This window comes from Arthrobacter sp. 01N444 (assembly GCF_056399305.1).
In genome coordinates this window covers 19035-36507 of record NZ_JBFTRB010000002.1, presented here as the reverse complement: position 1 = coordinate 36507, position 17473 = coordinate 19035, and the positions used below count along the sequence as shown (strand labels likewise).

Genomic DNA, 17473 nt, shown 5'->3' with positions numbered 1-17473 from the left:
CTATCGGCCGAGCTTTCCGAGGATGGCCGCGAGTTCCGGGGTCGTCACGCCGTGGCGGAAGAGGTAGTCCGCAGTGTTGAGGGACCGGACAAATTGCAGCAGGCTCTGGCCCCGGGATTCCAGCAGGGGCGCCAGCACATTCTCGGGCAGGAAACGCTCGTGGGGATGCGGGACTGCGGCGTGCCGGAGATGCTCGTTGATGTCCCGCATGGAGCGCTGGTAGCCGCCCACAATGGCCTCGTCGCTGTCACCGGCGAGGTCCTGGAGCATGGCGGCGATCATGCCGCTCCGGTCCCGCCCCGCGGAGCAATGGATGACCACACCGCCTTCCGCGGCGGCCACCGCTTTGAAGACCCGGGCCAGCAGGTGCGGGAACAGCCTGGCGTTGTCCGCATAACAGGCGGGGTCGTTCAGGTAAGGCACGCAGAGCTCGCGGAATTCGCGGTTGTCCGGGTCTTCGGTGGGGGCCAGCACGACGTCGAAACCGGCCAGGGCCCCAGCCCGCACCGGCGGATCGGTCTCCCGGCGCCGGATTTCGGCTTCATTGCGGAGGTCGATGACGGTCCGGATGCCCCGGCGGTGCACCTGCCGCCAGCCGGCCTCGGTGAGCCACTCCCGCCGTCCCATGCGGAACACGTCCCCGGCCACGTGCCAGGCGTTGACGGCCCCATCCCACTCCACGGTTCCGGGCACCGCCTGCCCCTTGGCTTGGCCCAGGGGCGCTGCAGGAATCATCATCCAGAAAGCTAAGCACACGCACCGGCGCGATCCGCGGCAGGATTCACAAACGTTATACACAATGGGACCATTGGCATGGTGCGGGGTTAACGCTTCGCAACACGTTTTTCACGGCACGGGCGCTGAACCCAGGGTGCCACTGAGGAGAACACCATGGGACGTCTGAAACTTCGACGCCGGCGGACGGCTCTGGCGGCCGGTCTCGCCGCCCTGGCCATGGCGGCCGGTGTGGCGGCGGTACCGGCGGAGGCGGCGGACAGGACCCGGTACGTCGCGCTCGGAGACTCCTATGCCGCCGGGCTGGGGGCGGGGCCGTACCTGGATGATTGTTACCGCAGCGAGAACAGCTATTCCGAACTCGCTGCCCACACGAAGACCATCAAACTCGTCGCCAACGCGGCCTGCAGCGGCAAGACGACCCAGGACGTCGTCAACACCCAGCTCAGGCGGCTGACCAGGACCACCGGGCTCGTCACCATCACTGCCGGCGGCAACAACCTCCGGTTTGCGGAAATCCTCGCCTCCTGCGGCGCCGCCATGGTCAATCCCGCTGCGGGTCCGCTGTGCGATGCCGCCAGTGCCTACGCCGAGGGCCAGATCTCCAGCCATCGACTGTCCGGCGACGTGACAGCGATGATCCAGCGCGTGAAGGCTGCCGCCCCCAACGCCAAGGTTGTAGTGACGGGCTACCCCTACCTCTATGATCCGGTAGCGCCCGGCCAGGCTGATCCGATGTCCCGGTTCATCTACAAGGCCACGGTCCTGGCGGACGGCCTGAACGGCTCCATCGCGGCCGCCGCCCGGGCCACCGGAGCGGAGTACGTCGATGTCCGGGCCGCTTTTGCCGGTCACGGCGTGAACTCTGCGGCTCCGTGGATCAATTTCAGCCGTACAGCCCTGGCCAGTCCCGAAAACTTCCACCCGAACGCCCGGGGCTACGAGGCGTACTTCGCATCGCTTAACGGGGCCAAGGCCTACTCGGCACGCTAGCGCCGCTTGGCCAGCCGGGATTCGAGGGCGTTCCGGACCATCGGCCATTCATGTTCCAGGATGGAATACACGACGGTGTCCCGCAGCGCCCCGTCGGCGCTGCGCGTGTGGCTGCGGAGCACGCCGTCCTGTTTGGCCCCCAGCCGCGTGATCGCCTCGCGGGACTGGTGGTTGAGCCAGTGCGTCCGGAACTCGACGGCGGGGCAGCCCAGCGTATCGAAGGCGTGCCGCAGCAGCAGCAACTTGGAGTCCGGATTGCTGCCGCTGCCATGCGCGGACGCCGCGTTCCAGGTGGAGCCGATCTCCACCCGGGGCGTGGCGGCGTCGATGTTCATGTAGGTGGTCATGCCGATCACCCGGCCCGGTCCGCCGGCAGCGGGGTCGAGCAGCCGCGTGGTGAAGGGCAGCATGGCACCGCTGTCCTGCAGGGCCAGTCGACGCTCAATCTCGGCGGCCATGTGCTGCGGGGCGGGCACGCTGGTGTACCAGAGGTGCCACAGCTCGCCGTCGCGTGCCGCCTCGACAAGGCCGTCATGGTGGTCCTGGCTCAGCGGCTCAAGGACGACGTACTTGCCGGTCAGGGTGATGGGCGCGATCGCGGGGCGGTCCAGGGAGGTCACCGCACCATCCTAGGGGCACGGACGAATGCCGGTCACTTGGTCCAGTCGAAAAAGCCCTTGCCGGACTTGCGGCCCAGTTCGCCGCGGGCCACCTTGTCGCGGAGGATCTGCGGCGGAGCGAAACGGTCACCCAGCGTGGACTGCAGGTACTCCGCGATGCCGAGGCGCACGTCCAGGCCCACTATGTCGGTGGTCCGCAGCGGTCCCGTGGGGTGCTTGTAGCCCAGCACCATGGCGTTGTCGATGTCTTCCGCGGTGGCCACGCCCTCTTCCACCATGCGCATCGCTTCGAGGGCGATCGCGACGCCCAGCCTGGAGGAGGCGAAGCCGGGCGCGTCGTTGACCACGACGGCGGTCTTGCCGAGCGCCTCCACCCATCCGCGGGCGGCCTGGGCCAGGGCGTCGGAAGTCTGCTCGCCGAGGACCACTTCGATGAGCGTCGACGCCGGCACCGGGTTGAAGAAGTGCAGGCCCAGGAAGTTCTGCGGCCGCTTCAGTTCGCGGGCCAGACCGTTGACGGAGAGCGAGGACGTGTTGGAGGCGAGGTAGGCGCCGTCGGCGAGCCGTTCCTCGATGCCGCGCAGCGCGGTGATCTTCAGGTCCCAGTCCTCCGGAACGGCCTCGACCACCAGCTGCCGGCCGGCGAAGTCGTCGTAGTCCACGGTGACCGCGAGCCGGGAAACGATCTCGTCCAGGTTGCCGTCCACGGCGCCGCGCTCAATGCTCTTGGCGGCGGCGGACTCGACCCGCTCCCGGGCGGCCTCGGCCGACGCCTCGTCGCGCTCGACGACCACGACGTTGGCTCCGTTGATCAGGAAGGCGTGGGCGATGCCTGCGCCCATGCGGCCGCCACCGAGGACTCCCACTGCTGTCGGAAGGTTGGCGGGGAGTACGGAGTTGCCCATGTCTATTTCTGCTTCCCGGAATCTTTGGCGGACTTTTTCTCTGTTTTCTTGGCTGATTTCTTATCCAAGAATGTCTGCATGCGGTCGAACTTGGCCTGGGATTCGAAGAGGATCCCCTGTGCCAGCTGGTCAATGAGGGGATGCGCCTCGGCCGGGGCGTGGAACACGGATTTGGTGATCCGGACGGCGAGCGGGTCCTGTGTGGCGATCCGGTCGGCGAGGCTGTGGGCCGCGGCCATCAGCCCGGCCGGTTCATGGATTTCGGTGATGAGATTGACGGCCAGGGCACGGTCTGCGCGCAGCACGGCACCGGCGAGCAGCATTTCCTTGGCGACGGGCTCCCCCACGAGTTCCTTGAGGCGCCAGCTGGCACCGGCGGCGGCCAGGATGCCGAGTCCGGTTTCGGGATTGCCGATCCTGACGGACGGGGTGCCGATCCGGAAGTCCGCGGCGTACGCCAGTTCGGCGCCGCCGCCGAGGCAGAAGCCATCCAGGGCTGCGATGACGGGCATCGGCAGCTTGGCGATCCGGACGAAAATGGTGGAGTTGATGCCCTGCAGGGCATCGTCGCGGCGCCGCTCGCGCAGCTGCCCGATGTCGGCGCCGGAGGCGAAAACCCCCTTGGAGCCGGCGATGATGAGGACTTTGGGGTGCCGCTCGAGATGGGCGCAGACGGTGTGGAGTTCATCGACCATCTGCTGGTCGATCGCGTTGCGGACCTCGGGGCGGTTGAGCACCACCACCACGCGGTCCTCGCGCTCTTCGACCAGGAGCGTGCCGAAGCCAGCCGGGTCGAGGGCCGGGGCCGCCACTAGACGCGCTCCAGCAGCATGGCCGTGCCCTGGCCGACGCCGATGCACATGGTGGCAAGGCCGATTTTGGCGTTTTCGCGCTCCATCCGGCCCAGCAGTGTGATGGCGATCCGGGAACCGGAGGACCCCAGCGGGTGGCCCAGGGAGATCGCACCGCCGTCGCGGTTTACGATCTCCGGGTCGAGGCCGAGCCGGCGCATGCTGGCCAGGGACTGGGTCGCGAACGCCTCGTTGAGCTCGACGGCGCCGAGGTCATCGACGCTGAGCCCGGAACGGGCGAGCACCTTCTGGGTGGCCGGAACCGGCCCGATGCCCATGATTTCGGGCTCGCAGCCGGCTGAGGCGCCGTCGATGATGCGGGCGCGGGCCGTGAGGCCAAGCTTCTGGATTGCGGCCTCCGAGGCAACGATGATGGCGGAGGCGCCGTCGTTGAGGGTGGAGGAGTTGCCGGCGGTGACGATCGAGCCGCCCTTGACTACCGGCCGGAGCCCCGCGAGGACGTCCATGGTGGTGCCGGCGCGGGGCCCCTCATCGGTGTCCACCACGGTCTCGCCCTTGCGGGTCTTGACGGTCACGGGGACGATTTCCTCGGCGAAGCGGCCGGCGGCGATGGCGGCCAGGGCGCGTTCGTGGGAGCGGACGGCGAAGGCGTCGGCGTCCTCCCGCGAGATGCCGTCAACCCGCCCCACCTCTTCTGCCGTCTCCGGCATGGAGTAGGTCATTTTGCCGTCCCGGGACAGCTCGCCCTTGGCGAACTGGGGGTTGACGAAACGCCAGCCGATGGAGGTGTCGAAGATTTCGCCCGGTTTGGCGAAGGCGGTCCGGGGTTTTTCCTGGACCCAGGGGGCGCGGCTCATGGATTCGACGCCACCCGCGATCACGATGTCCGCGGCGCCGGACTTGATCATGTGGCTGGCCATGATGATGGCGCTGAGCCCGGAGGCGCAGAGCCGGTTCACGGTGATGCCGGAGATGTGGAGGGGCAGCCCGGCTAGGAGGGTGGCCATGCGGGCCACGTTGCGGTTCTCTTCGCCGGCGCCGTTGGCGTTGCCGAGGATGACCTCGTCGATGGTGTCCGGATCGACGCCGGCGCGGGCCACAGCCTCGCGGACTACCAGTGCGGCCAGGTCATCGGGGCGGACTGCGGAGAGGGCGCCGCCGTAGCGGCCCACGGGAGTGCGGGCGCCGCCAACAAGAAAAGCCTCGACCATGAGAACATCCTTCACCAAGAAAGCGGGGCCGGCAGCAGAGTAATTTACCGACCGTTCGTTCTATAAAGATTACACGGCGGGGCAAGGGGGTCAACCGGATGCCGCCGGATTACGCGACGACGACGCCCAGATGAGCCGCGAGCAATGGAGCGAGCAGGGTGAGCTGGTGATCGTCGACGACGAGGCCGGACAGACTGCCCAGACCGCTGACGGTGCGGAAGTCGGTGCCCCGGAGGTCGAAGTCCTTGAGCCGGGCTCCGGTGAAATCGAGGGTGCCGATCGTGCAGTTCTTCAAGGCGACGCGCGTGGCGGTGCAGGAGCCCAGATCCAGCTCGTTAATGATGCAGTCGCTGATCTGCACGTCCGTGAGCTTGGATCCGCGCAGGTTCACGTAGTCAAGTTTGCCGCCGTCGATCCGCACGGACTGCCAGCCACTTTCATAGAGCTCCGCCGATCCCCAGCGGGGGTTGCCGATCTCGACATCCCGCAGGCTGGTCCGGGCCGCCATCAGCACCGGGGCGTACGTCTCGGTCAGGATGCAGTCACGGAAAGTCGCGCCCCGCAGCTGCGTCTCATTGAAGGACATCCCGGTGAATTCGCACTCGGCAAAGTCCGTACCGCCCAGGTCCAGACCGTCTGCCGACGCGCGGCTGTAGCGGACGCCGTCGTACCGAACACCCCGCCGGAACTCCGGGGCAGGGTCGTCCTGCAGATCCCCGGGACGGACCGGCGCGAGCCGGGGGGCGGTGACCTTGGGGGTTTTCTCAGCCGCAGTGCGCCGGACCATCACTGGCACTCGGCCTTGGCCGCGATGTCCGCCAGGTCTTTTGCAAGCGCCTTGCGGGTGATGCGCATCCCGAGCGGACCGAACACGGTGAGCATGATCCTGCTGAACCGGGTCGGTTTGATGACTTCGGCGCCAAAGGTCAGCGTAAGGTCGGTTCCCCCGCCGCGCTCCGCGAGCGCGAACCTGGTGGTGTAGTCGGCGCCGCCCTGGAGGGCCTTCACGGTGGTGCTGCCGCCCCGGCCGTTCGACGGCGCCTCGGACTGGGCAACCCACATCTCCACCGTTTCCGCGCGCCCCATCATGGTGCGGGTCTCCTTCCAGCGGGTACCCACGGCATAGGGTCCGTCGGTGAGCATCTGGATCGAATCGACGCCGGAGAGGGTCGCGGCAGATCCGGGAATGTCCGACACCACCGCCCAGACCGCGTCCGCCGGAGCATTGATGTGCTGCGTGAGAGTGGTCTTGTGGTCCATGACCTCGAGCCTAGCCCGCGGGCCGGGGGGATTTCATCCTTTCGCGAACCGCCCCGCCGCTGCCGCGGACGACGCTGCGGAGAATTACCCCGCGAGACCCCTTGAATTAGTAAGCATGCTTTGTGTTAGGCTGATCGGACAGTATTTTCAACCGGAACGAAAGGTGGCCAACACCATGGGTGTCGGAGACAAGATTCAGAACGAAGCAGAGCACCTCGGCGGCAAGGCCAAGGAAACTGCCGGAAACGCCACTGGCAACGACCAGCTGCGCGCCGAGGGCCAGAAGGACCAGGTTGTAGCCGACGCGAAGAAGGTCGGCGAAAACGTCAAGGACGCCTTCAAGAAGGACTAGTCTTTAGGACGTTGGCGGCGCCGGATTTTCCTTTGGGGGATCTCCGGCGCCGCTTTTTTTGCGCCCGTGCAAGAATGGCCCCACAGCCGACGGAGGGGTCAGCATGGCACGGACACACGCAGGACGCGGCAAGCCCGCCACCCGGGATCTCAGCAATACCGACCTAGGCCGGTCCGGCGCCGCCGCTGGCGGTTCGCCTGCGCTGCGCGGCTACCTGGCGACGCCGCAGGGCGAAGGGCCGTTCCCCGCGGTCCTGATGGTCCATGAGGCGTTTGGCCTGGACGACATCACCGTCCGCCACGCCGACCGGATGGCGGCGGCCGGCTACCTGACACTGGCCGTTGACCTGTACAGCGACGGCGGGGCGCGCCGCTGCCTCGTCGCCACCATGCGCGCGCTGTCCGCGGGCGAGGGCCGGGCCTTCACCGATCTGGCCGCCGCCCGGGACTGGCTGCGCGAAACCGGCCGGACCACCGGCAAGATCGGCGTCATCGGCTTCTGCATGGGCGGCGGCTTCGCCCTGCTGCTGGCCAATGACGGCTTCGACGCCGCCGCCGTCAACTACGGGCGGCGCCCGAAAGACCCCCGGGAGGCCCTCGCCGGCGCCTGCCCGATCGTGGCCAACTTCGGCGGCCGGGACCGCACCCTGCCCGGCGAAGCAGCGAAACTCGCGGCTGTGCTCGACGGGCTGGGCGTGGAGAACGACGTGAAGGAGTTCCCGCACGCCGGGCACGCCTTCCTCAACGACGTGGAGACCGGGCCGAAAGTGCTGCGGCCGCTCATGCGGGTCATGGGCATCGGCCCGGATCCGGAATCGGCCCCGGAAGCCTGGCAGCGGATCGAGGACCACTTCGCCAAGTATCTGAACCCCAGCTGAGTCGCAGCAGGGACCGTTTTTGGTCCTCAAACGGCCCTGCCGCGACTTACTTGGGTGAGCGGGCGCCTGGCGTGAAACCATACGGAGCATGGCCCAGAAGATTGCGTACCAGGGTGAACCGGGCGCCAACTCCAATATTGCGTGCATGCAGATGTTCCCCGAACTGGAGAGCGTCCCCTGCGCGAGTTTCGAAGACGCCTTTGAACTGGTGGCCGTCGGCACCGCCGACCTGGCCATGATTCCGATCGAAAACTCCATTGCCGGCAGGGTGGCCGATATCCATGTGCTGCTGCCCCAGTCCGGGCTGCAGATCGTCGGCGAGTATTTTCTGCCCATCCACTTCGACCTGCTGGGCATCCCGGGCAGCACCATCGAGGCAGCCACCGAGGTCCACAGCCACCTCCACGCGTTGGGCCAGTGCCGGCGCCTGATCCGCTCCGCCAGCCTGCGCCCCGTGATCGCCGGCGATACTGCCGGGTCCGCCCGGGAAGTGCGCGACTGGAACGATCCCACCAAACTCTCGCTCGCTCCTCCACTCGCGGCTCAACTCTATGGCCTGGAGGTGCTCGCCTCCGCCGTCGAGGATGACCCCTCCAACACCACGCGGTTCGTGGTTCTGGCACGGGAAAAGCCGCTGCCGGCCCGGGACATCCTGTCCGGACCGGCCGTCACCAGCTTTGTATTCCGTGTCCGGAATGTCCCCTCAGCCCTCTACAAGGCGCTGGGAGGATTCGCCACGAACGGGGTAAACATGACGCGGCTGGAAAGCTACATGGTGGGCAATGAATTTGCGGCCACGATGTTCATGGCCGACGTCGAGGGGCACCCCGAGGATTTGCCGCTCAGACTGGCGCTGGAGGAACTGGAGTTCTTCACCACAGAGGTACGCATCCTTGGCGTCTACCCCGCCGCGGAATACAGGTCCAGGCAGGCAGCCGGCCTCTGACCGCCAGCCCGGACAAACCTTGCGAAGAAGGCCAACTCCACGCGGTCACACCGCCGCGGGCCGCCCTGCCCGCAACAGGGGTGCGAAGAACGCGGCAAGCTCCGCCGTCGCCGTCAGCGGCAGGACGTTGGCCACATACTGGTCCGGGCGCACCACCACGATGACGCCGCCGCGGTCGATGCCGCGCAACTCAAAGATGTCCGCCGCCGGGTCGGTGCCGTAGACCTTTTCGAGGTAGGGGAGCTTGAACGGCCCCACCTCAGGTTTGAACACCGCCGGGACGTTGCCGATGTCGATGCCCGCGTGATCCTGCTGGTAGATCACCTTCACGTCGAACCAGGCGTCACGGTCGGCCCCCGCGGGGGTGGCGGCGAGCGGCGAGTCCGGCGCGCTGGCCAGCCACGCGGCGAGGTCCGCGGCGGGCGACGGGGCCCCAGCCTGTTGTGCTGGCGCCGCCTGGTCCGCGAAGACGTAGATGCGCCAGCGGCCGTCCGCCGCGGCCTGGTGGCCGAGCTGGACCGGGTTGGTGTCGCAGACCCGCACAACCGGCGCGGACTTGAAGCGCTTGCCGACGGGAAAGCCGGTGGCCAGCTGCTGGTGCGTGGCCTCGGCGACGACCATCGACGGCGAGTACTCGGTCATGAAGCCGGCAGGGAACTCGGCGGTGCGCACGTAGAAGTCCTCGAGCTCGGAGGGGTTTTCAAACTCCTCGGGCTTCTTCGCCATGAGCGTCGACCACACCTTGTCGAAGTCGATCAGGTTCTTCGCGACCACCTGCCGCTCGGCCGAGTACGTGGACAGCAGGCTCTCCGGGCTGCGCCCCTCCAGCACGTGGCCGAGCTTCCAGCCGATATTGAAGCCGTCCTGCATGGAGACGTTCATGCCCTGGCCGGCCTTGGCGCTGTGCGTGTGGCACGCGTCGCCGGTGATGAACACCCGCGGTGTGCGGGTGCCCAGCTCCTCCGGGAGGACGTCGTCGAACCTGTCGGTGAGGCGGTGGCCCACCTCGTACACGCTGTGCCAGGCGACGTTGCGCACGTCGAGCGTGTAGGGGTGGATGATCGCGTTGGCCTTGGCGATGATCTGCTCGATGGTGGTCTTGCGGACCGCACCGCGGTCGTCCGCGGCGACCTCGCCGAGATCGACATACATGCGGAAGAGATGCCCGCCCTCGCGCGGGATCAGCAGGATGCTGCCGCCGTCGTGGGACTGGATGGCGCATTTGAGCCGGATGTCGGGGAAATCCGTGGAGGCGAGCACGTCCATGACGCCCCACGCGTGGTTGGCCTGGTCGCCCGCCATGGTGCAGCCGATCGAGTCGCGCACCTTGCTGCGGGCGCCGTCCGCGCCCACCACGTACTTGGCCCGCACGATGCGCTCCCGGCCCTCGTCAGGACCGGCGGTGTGCGCCAGCGTCACGGCGACCGGGTACTCGCCCTCGCCGGTGACCTCCAGGCCGCGGAACTCCAGCCCGTAGTCCGGGCTCATGCGGCTCGGGGACATGGCCATGAACTCGGCGAAGTAGTCGAGCACGCGGGCCTGGTTGACGATGAGATGCGGGAACTCGCTGATCCCGCCCGGGTCATCGAGGGTGCGGGCGCTGCGGACGATGTTCGAGGGGTCCGCGGGATCCGGCTTCCAGAACGCCATCTCCGTGATGCGGTACGCCTCGGCGATGATCCGCTCGGCGAAACCGAAGGCCTGGAAGGTCTCGACGCTGCGGGCCTGGATGCCGTCGGCCTGGCCGATCGCGAGCCGGCCCGGCCGGCGTTCCACGATCCGGGTGGTGACGCCCGGGAACTGGGACAGCTGGGCTGCGGCGAGCATGCCGGCGGGGCCGGAGCCCACGATCAGCACATCTACCTCGTCGGGAAGGCGTGTGGGCCGGTCGATGCCGGCGCCGGCGGCCGGCTGGACCCGCGGGTCACCGGATACGTAGCCGTGGTGGTGGAAATGCACGGGCTTTCCTCACTTCGTTGTGTGGCGGCCTGTCGCCGACCTAGCGTGTTCGATATTAGAACGTGACGTTCGATAATAGAATTTCGGTCCCTGATCCAAAACTGTACGTCAGATATGACGCAGGTTACAAGTGTCCCCACAGGCCCCGGCAAATGCCCCGGCAAACATCCCCGCGCAAGGGGTTGACGCTCCCCGGCTTCCGGGCCATAGTGTTTCGTATACGATTTCGTACTCGATGAGGAGTAACACTTGGAACAGGTCACCGACCACATCCTGGCCGCGGCCCGCAAGGTCATCGCGGTGCATATCAACTACCCCAGCCGGGCAGCCCAGCGCGGCCGCACACCCGAGCAGCCCTCCTACTTCCTGAAGCCGTCCTCGTCGCTGGCTCTCGGTTCTGCATCAGCGCCTTCAACCGTGGAGCGCCCGGCCGGCTGCGAACTCCTCGGCTACGAGGGCGAGATCGCCCTGATCATCGGCAAGACCGCCCGCCGCGTGGGCCTCGAGGACGCGTGGAGCCATGTCGAATGGGTCACCGCCAGCAACGACCTCGGCGTCTACGACCTCCGCTACGCGGACAAGGGCTCCAACCTCCGCTCCAAGGGCGGCGACGGCTTCACACCCGTGGGCCCGGGCCTGATCGCGGCAGACGCCGTCGACCCCGCCAAACTGCGGATCCGCACGTGGCACAACGGTGAACTGGTCCAGGACGACACCACCGTGGACCTGCTCTTCCCGTTCGCCCGGCTCGTGGCCGACCTGTCCCAGCTGCTCACCCTCGAAGAGGGCGACATCATCCTCACCGGCACCCCTGCCGGGGCGTCGGTGGCCACGCCGGGCGACGTCGTCGAGGTGGAAGTCAGCGCGACGACGGGAGGCGCCGCCGGCGGCGGGCTCACCACCGGCCGGCTGGTCACCCGGGTGGAGGAAGGCACGACGCCGTTCGCGGACTTCGGCGCCCGGCCCAAGACCGATGATCTCCAGCGGGAGGAAGCCTACGGTTCCCGTGAAGCGGCCGGCCTCGCCGCCGCCCAGCTGTCAGGGATGCCGGGCCTGTCCCCGGAACTGAAGGCCAAACTGGAGTCCGTCTGCACGGCCACCCTGTCCTCCCAGCTACGCAAGCGCGGCCTGAACAACGTCAGCATCGACGGCCTGTCCTCCACCCGCCCGGAGCGGCGGATCGTGGGCCTGGCCCGGACCCTGCGCTACGTGCCCAACCGCGAGGACCTGTTCACGACCCACGGCGGCGGCTTCAACGCGCAGAAGAAGGCCATCGATTCCGTCAACGAGGGCGAGATCCTGGTGATGGAAGCCCGCGGCGAAAAGGGCACCGGCACGATCGGCGACATCCTGGCCCTGCGCGCCCAGGTCCGCGGCGCCGCCGCCATCATCACCGACGGCGGCGTGCGCGACTTCACCGCCGTGGCCGCCATGGACATGCCTACGTACTATGCCAACCCGCACCCGGCCGTCCTGGGCCGCCGGCACATCCCGTGGGACACGGACATCACCATCGCCTGTGGCGGCACCACCGTGCAGCCCGGGGACATCATCGTCGCGGACGCCGACGGGATCCTGGTGATCCCGCCGGCCCTCGCCGACGAGCTCGCGGACGACTCCATCGCGCAGGAACGCGAGGAAACCTTCATCGCCGAGATGGTGCAGCAGGGCCACAGCGTGGACGGTCTCTACCCGCTCAACGCCGCCTGGCGGACCCGGTACCAGGAATGGGAAGCAGGCAAGGCCCATGACTGAGACAGCCAGGGCCGCAGCCACGCCGGCCGCGACCTCCGGCAGCAAATCCGAGCAGGCCTATGCGGCCGTCAAGGCCCGGATCGTGGACGGGACCTACTCCCCCGGCTACCGGCTGGTGCTGGCCAAGATCGCCGAGGACCTGGGCGTCAGCGTGGTGCCGGTCCGCGAAGCGATCCGCCGGCTCGAGGCCGAGGGCCTGGTCAAGTTCGAGCGGAATGTCGGCGCCACTGTGTCCGGGATCGACCCCACCGAATACCTCTACACGATGCAGACCCTCAGCATCGTTGAGGGCGCCGCAACGGCACTCTCGGCCCCGCTGATCGGGGCGGCGGACGTGGCCCGCGCCCGGGCAGTCAACGCCGAGATGCGCGAATGCCTGCAGCACTTCGACCCCGTCCGGTTCACCCGGCTGAACCAGGACTTCCACAGCGTCCTGTTCGAGCACTGCCCCAACCCGCACATCCTGGACCTCGTCCACCGGGGCTGGAACCGGCTGGCGTCACTGCGCTCCTCCACGTTCCGCTTCGTCCCGGGCCGGGCCCACGAATCTGTCGACGAGCACGAGGCGCTGCTGCAGCTCATCGAATCCGGCGCCAGCCCGGATGACATCGAAAAGGCCGCCCGCCGCCACCGCAGCGCCACCCTGGACGCGTACCTCGCCCAAACCAACGCGGGGTCACTTAGCGCCCATTAAGGCGCCCGGCATGGGCCGTAAGTGACCCCGCGTTGCACTATCAGTAAGGAAAAACAATGACGTTTGCTGCCGCAGAAACCACCGCCCACTACGTTCCGCAGGGCCTTCCCAACCACATCCAGCACTACATCAACGGCGAATTCGTTGATTCGGTGGGCGGGGCGACCTTCGATGTCCTGGACCCGGTGTCCAACACCAACTACGCCACCGCCGCCGCCGGCCAGAAGGAAGACATCGACCTCGCCGTCGCCGCGGCCCGCGAGGCGTTCACCAACGGCCCGTGGCCGAAGATGAAGCCGCGCGAGCGGGCCCGGGTCCTGAACAGGATCGCCGACGCCGTCGAAGCCCAGGAGGCCCGCCTGGCCGAGCTCGAAACCTTCGACACCGGCCTGCCCATCACCCAGGCCAAGGGCCAGGCGCTGCGCGCGGCCGAGAACTTCCGCTTCTTCGCGGACCTGATCGTGGCCCAGTTCGACGACGCCATGAAGGTCCCCGGCGCCCAGATCAACTACGTCAACCGCAAGCCGATCGGCGTCGCCGGGCTCATCACGCCGTGGAACACCCCGTTCATGCTCGAGTCCTGGAAACTCGCCCCGGCCCTGGCCACCGGCAACACCGTGGTCCTCAAGCCGGCCGAATTCACCCCGCTCTCGGCCTCGCTCTGGGCGACGATCTTCAAGGACGCCGGGCTCCCCGACGGCGTGTTCAACCTGGTCAACGGCCTCGGCGAGGAAGCCGGCGACGCCCTCGTGAAGCACCCGGACGTCCCGCTGATCTCCTTCACCGGCGAGACCACCACCGGCCAGACGATCTTCCGCAACGCCGCGGCCAACCTCAAGGGCCTCTCCATGGAGCTCGGCGGCAAGTCACCGTGCGTCGTGTTCGCCGACGCCGACCTCGACGCCGCGATCGACTCCGCCCTGTTCGGCGTCTTCTCGCTCAACGGCGAGCGCTGCACCGCCGGCTCCCGGATCCTGGTGGAGCGCGCCGTGTATGAGGAATTCTGCGACAAGTACGCCGCCCGGGCCAGGAACATCGTGGTCGGTGACCCGCACGACCCCAAGACCGAGGTCGGCGCGCTGGTCCACCCGGAGCACTACGCCAAGGTGGCCTCCTACGTGGAAATCGGAAAGTCCGAGGGCCGGCTCCTGGCGGGCGGCGGCCGTCCCGACCACCTGCCCGAGGGCAACTACATCGCACCCACTGTGTTCGCCGACGTCGCCCCGGACGCGCGGATCTTCCAGGAGGAGATCTTCGGCCCCGTCGTCGCCATCACACCGTTTGATACCGACGAGGAAGCCCTCGCCCTGGCGAACAACACCAGGTACGGGCTCGCGGCGTACATCTGGACCCAGAACCTGACCCGGGCGCACAACTTCTCCCAAAACGTCGAGGCCGGCATGGTCTGGCTCAACAGCCACAATGTCCGCGACCTCCGCACCCCGTTCGGCGGCGTCAAGGCCTCGGGCCTGGGCCACGAGGGCGGGTACCGCTCGATCGACTTCTACACCGACCAGCAGGCCGTCCACATCACCCTGGGCACCGTCCATACGCCCAAATTCGGCGCCTAAGTTTCCCGCCGGCGCCACCCAGACCCCTTTCAAAGAAGAGAGAGCACCATGACCAACTTCGTCCCCACCCCCACTGTCCCGGCCCCCGACATCGTCCGCTGCGCCTACCTGGAACTCGTGGTCACGGACCTCGCCAAGTCCCGCCAGTTCTATGTGGACCTGCTGGGCCTGCACGTCACCGAGGAAGACGAGAACACCATCTACCTGCGCTCCCTCGAGGAGTTCATCCACCACAACCTGGTGCTCCGCAAGGGTCCCGTGGCCGCTGCGGCCGCCTTCGCCTACCGGGTGAAGTCGCCGGCCGAGGTGGACGCGGCCGAGGCCTACTACAAGGAACTTGGCTGCCGCACCGAGCGCCGCAAGGAAGGCTTCACCAAGGGCATCGGCGACGCCGTCCGCGTCGAGGATCCGCTGGGCTTCCCCTACGAATTCTTCTACGAGACCGAACACGTCGAGCGTCTTACGCAGCGCTACGACCTCTACTCCGCCGGCGAACTGGTCCGGCTGGACCACTTCAACCAGGTCACCCCGGACGTCCCGCGCGGCCGGGCGTACCTCGAGGACCTGGGCTTCCGCGTCTCCGAGGACATCAAGGACTCCGACGGCGTCACGTACGCCGCGTGGATGCACCGCAAGCAGACCGTGCACGACACCGCCCTGACCGGCGGCAACGGCCCGCGGCTGCACCACATTGCCTTCGCCACGCACGAGAAGCACAACATCATCCAGATCTGCGACAAGATGGGCGCCCTGCGCATCTCGGACCGGATCGAACGCGGCCCCGGCAGGCACGGCGTCTCCAACGCCTTCTACCTCTACATCCTGGACCCGGACGGCCACCGCATCGAGATCTACACCCAGGACTACTACACCGGCGACCCGGACAACCCCACCATCACCTGGGACGTTCACGACAACCAGCGCCGCGACTGGTGGGGCAACCCCGTGGTCCCCTCCTGGTACACCGAGGCCTCCCTGGTCCTGGACCTCGACGGCAACCCGCAGCCCGTGATCGTCCGTGAGGAAAAGAGCGAGATGGCCGTGACCGTGGGCGCCGACGGCTTCTCCTACACCCGCAAGGAAGAGGACGGCTCCGCCGGAGAAGCGACGGGCTTCAAGCTCGGGGCGCAGGTTTAGCGTGCTTGATCCCGCGACGATCGAGGCCATCGCAGACGAACTGCTGGAAGCCGGCCGCAGCCGTACTCCGGTCCCCCGCCTGACCACCCGTTACCCGGGGATGACGGTGGAGGACTCCTACGCAGTCCAGCGGCTGTGGCGGCGCCGCAACGAGGACGCCGGACGGACCCTCGTGGGCCGCAAGATCGGCCTCACGTCCAAGGCGATGCAGGCCGCCACCGGCATCACCGAGCCGGACTACGGCGCGATCTTCGATGACATGGTGCTGGAAACCGGCTGCTCCGTGGACTGGGACCGGTACACCCATCCCCGGGTGGAGGTGGAGCTCGCGTTCGTGTTGAAGAAGGACCTCGCCGGTCCCGGCTGCACCATCTTCGACGTCCTGAACGCCACGGACTACGTGGTCCCGGCCCTGGAGATCCTGGACTCCCGGATCGAAATGGAGGGACGGACCATCGTGGACACCATCGCGGACAACGCGGCGATGGGCGCCATGGTGATCGGCGGCAACCCCGTGCGTCCCGACGCCGTGGACCTGCGCTGGGTCTCCGCCATCCTCTACAAGAACCAGACCGTGGAGGAAACCGGCGTGGCCGCCGGCGTCCTGGACCACCCGGCCAACGGCGTGCACTGGCTGGCCAACAAGATCGCCGCCCACGGTGACGGCATGAAAGCGGGCGACATCATCCTCGCCGGATCCTTCACCCGGCCCCTCTGGGTCTACAAGGGTGACACCGTGCACGCCGACTACGGACCCCTGGGAGTTGTGACATGCCGCTTCGAGTAGAACCCGACGCCACCTTCAAGCACGCCCTGCGCACCCAAACCGGCCCTGCCGGCCGTCCCCTGGCCGGGATGTGGGTCTGCTCCGGCAGCCCGCTCGTGGCCGAAATCTGCGCCGGGTCCGGTCTGGACTGGCTCCTGATCGACGCCGAGCACAGCCCGAACGGCCTCGAATCCGTCCTGGCCCAACTGCAGGCCGTGCACGGCTACCCGGTCCATCCGGTGGTCCGGCCGCCCGTGAATGACACGGTGCTCATCAAGCAGTACCTGGACCTGGGCGTCCAGAACCTGCTGATCCCCATGGTGAACTCGGCAGCCGAGGCGGAGGCCGCCGTGGCCGCCACCCGCTACCCGCCACACGGCGTCCGCGGGGTGGGCTCGGCCCTTGCCCGGGCCGCCCGCTGGAACCGGATCCCCGACTATCTCGCCCGCGCCTCCGAGACCGTCAGCGTCACGGTCCAGATTGAATCCGAAGCCGCGGTTGCCGCTGTGGAGAACATCCTGGCGGTGGAGGGCGTGGACGCGATCTTCCTGGGGCCCTCCGACCTCGCCGCCTCCATGGGCCTGTTGGGCCAGCAGGAACACCCACGGGTGCGCGCCGCCGTCGAACACTGCCTTGCCGCCGCCACAGCGGCCGGGAAGCCTGCCGGCGTGAACGCCTTCAACCCGTCAACGGCCCGCGGCTACATGGCCGCCGGCGCGGCGTTCGTTCTGGTGGGGGCCGACGTGTCCATCCTGGCCCGCGGCTCCGAGGCCCTCGCCGCCGACTTCATCCCACCGGACGCGGTGGCTGAGCCCGGCGGCACCCCCGCCAGCTACTGAAGGCTCTCCGCATTATGCGCGGTTAAACGCGACGGCGGCAG

At 67.9% G+C, this 17473-nt stretch carries 18 protein-coding genes; 10 read left to right on the top strand and 8 right to left on the bottom strand.

Annotation, left to right across the window (positions count from 1 at the left end; translation table 11 throughout):
• Positions 1-738: a tyrosine-protein phosphatase gene (locus tag AC1DKN_RS02415; protein ID WP_476870366.1), complete on the bottom strand. Its 738-nt coding sequence runs from the start codon at positions 736-738 to the stop codon at positions 1-3.
• A gap of 153 nt (positions 739-891) precedes the next feature.
• Between AC1DKN_RS02415 and AC1DKN_RS02410 the strand changes: the two genes are divergently transcribed.
• Entirely contained in the window at positions 892-1728 is an 837-nt protein-coding gene (locus tag AC1DKN_RS02410) for an SGNH/GDSL hydrolase family protein (RefSeq protein WP_476850195.1), read from the top strand.
• Here AC1DKN_RS02410 and AC1DKN_RS02405 read toward each other — a convergent pair.
• The 6 genes from AC1DKN_RS02405 to AC1DKN_RS02380 all read right to left on the bottom strand — a co-directional run bounded on the left by AC1DKN_RS02405 (position 1725) and on the right by AC1DKN_RS02380 (position 6536).
• A complete protein-coding gene (locus AC1DKN_RS02405; RefSeq protein WP_230009133.1) occupies positions 1725-2348 on the bottom strand; it encodes a GNAT family N-acetyltransferase in 624 nt (207 codons plus the stop codon). The genes AC1DKN_RS02410 and AC1DKN_RS02405 overlap by 4 nt on opposite strands.
• Positions 2349-2380: 32 nt before the next feature.
• On the bottom strand, positions 2381-3253 hold the full coding sequence (locus tag AC1DKN_RS02400; protein WP_476870365.1) for a 3-hydroxyacyl-CoA dehydrogenase family protein: 873 nt from the start codon (positions 3251-3253) through the stop codon (positions 2381-2383).
• A gap of 2 nt (positions 3254-3255) precedes the next feature.
• Positions 3256-4065, bottom strand: a complete 810-nt coding sequence (locus AC1DKN_RS02395) for an enoyl-CoA hydratase/isomerase family protein (RefSeq protein WP_230012431.1) — start codon at positions 4063-4065, stop codon at positions 3256-3258.
• On the bottom strand, positions 4065-5276 hold the full coding sequence (locus AC1DKN_RS02390; RefSeq protein WP_476870364.1) for a thiolase family protein: 1212 nt from the start codon (positions 5274-5276) through the stop codon (positions 4065-4067). The genes AC1DKN_RS02395 and AC1DKN_RS02390 overlap by 1 nt, the downstream gene beginning before the upstream one ends.
• 109 nt (positions 5277-5385) lie before the next feature.
• Positions 5386-6063 (bottom strand): pentapeptide repeat-containing protein, encoded by a 678-nt coding sequence (locus AC1DKN_RS02385; RefSeq protein WP_476870363.1) that lies wholly within the window; start codon positions 6061-6063, stop codon positions 5386-5388.
• On the bottom strand, positions 6063-6536 hold the full coding sequence (locus tag AC1DKN_RS02380; protein WP_223913648.1) for an SRPBCC family protein: 474 nt from the start codon (positions 6534-6536) through the stop codon (positions 6063-6065). Before AC1DKN_RS02380 ends, AC1DKN_RS02385 begins: the two co-directional genes overlap by 1 nt.
• A gap of 175 nt (positions 6537-6711) precedes the next feature.
• Between AC1DKN_RS02380 and AC1DKN_RS02375 the strand changes: the two genes are divergently transcribed.
• The 3 genes from AC1DKN_RS02375 (at position 6712) to AC1DKN_RS02365 (ending at position 8711) form a co-directional block, all read left to right on the top strand.
• Positions 6712-6888 (top strand): CsbD family protein, encoded by a 177-nt coding sequence (locus tag AC1DKN_RS02375; RefSeq protein ID WP_043435744.1) that lies wholly within the window; start codon positions 6712-6714, stop codon positions 6886-6888.
• Positions 6889-6991: 103 nt separating this feature from the next.
• Positions 6992-7765: a dienelactone hydrolase family protein gene (locus AC1DKN_RS02370; RefSeq protein ID WP_476870362.1), complete on the top strand. Its 774-nt coding sequence runs from the start codon at positions 6992-6994 to the stop codon at positions 7763-7765.
• Between the two features lie 88 nt (positions 7766-7853).
• Positions 7854-8711, top strand: a complete 858-nt coding sequence (locus AC1DKN_RS02365) for a prephenate dehydratase (RefSeq protein WP_223913646.1) — start codon at positions 7854-7856, stop codon at positions 8709-8711.
• 45 nt (positions 8712-8756) lie between these two features.
• Here the strand turns inward: AC1DKN_RS02365 and AC1DKN_RS02360 are convergent, their stop codons facing one another.
• Positions 8757-10670, bottom strand: coding sequence for an FAD-binding monooxygenase (locus tag AC1DKN_RS02360; protein WP_476870361.1), 1914 nt, complete (start codon positions 10668-10670; stop codon positions 8757-8759).
• Between the two features lie 249 nt (positions 10671-10919).
• Between AC1DKN_RS02360 and AC1DKN_RS02355 the strand changes: the two genes are divergently transcribed.
• From AC1DKN_RS02355 to AC1DKN_RS02330, 6 genes are read left to right on the top strand one after another with little or no spacing between them, the layout of a single operon-like run.
• Positions 10920-12425 (top strand): fumarylacetoacetate hydrolase family protein, encoded by a 1506-nt coding sequence (locus tag AC1DKN_RS02355; protein WP_476870360.1) that lies wholly within the window; start codon positions 10920-10922, stop codon positions 12423-12425.
• The gene (locus AC1DKN_RS02350) at positions 12418-13119 is read left to right on the top strand and encodes a GntR family transcriptional regulator (protein ID WP_026537409.1); all 702 of its coding nucleotides are present in this window, start codon (positions 12418-12420) and stop codon (positions 13117-13119) included. The genes AC1DKN_RS02355 and AC1DKN_RS02350 overlap by 8 nt, the downstream gene beginning before the upstream one ends.
• 56 nt (positions 13120-13175) lie before the next feature.
• On the top strand, positions 13176-14690 hold the full coding sequence (hpaE, locus tag AC1DKN_RS02345) for a 5-carboxymethyl-2-hydroxymuconate semialdehyde dehydrogenase (protein ID WP_476870359.1): 1515 nt from the start codon (positions 13176-13178) through the stop codon (positions 14688-14690).
• A gap of 48 nt (positions 14691-14738) precedes the next feature.
• Positions 14739-15827 carry a 3,4-dihydroxyphenylacetate 2,3-dioxygenase gene (hpaD, locus tag AC1DKN_RS02340; protein ID WP_028276400.1) on the top strand — a complete coding sequence of 363 codons (1089 nt, stop codon included), beginning with the start codon at positions 14739-14741 and terminating at the stop codon, positions 15825-15827.
• 1 nt (position 15828) lies between these two features.
• Positions 15829-16614: a 2-oxo-hept-4-ene-1,7-dioate hydratase gene (hpaH, locus tag AC1DKN_RS02335; RefSeq protein ID WP_476870358.1), complete on the top strand. Its 786-nt coding sequence runs from the start codon at positions 15829-15831 to the stop codon at positions 16612-16614.
• The gene (locus tag AC1DKN_RS02330; RefSeq protein ID WP_476870357.1) at positions 16599-17432 is read left to right on the top strand and encodes an aldolase/citrate lyase family protein; all 834 of its coding nucleotides are present in this window, start codon (positions 16599-16601) and stop codon (positions 17430-17432) included. Before hpaH ends, AC1DKN_RS02330 begins: the two co-directional genes overlap by 16 nt.
• The last annotated feature ends 41 nt before the right edge of the window (positions 17433-17473 follow it).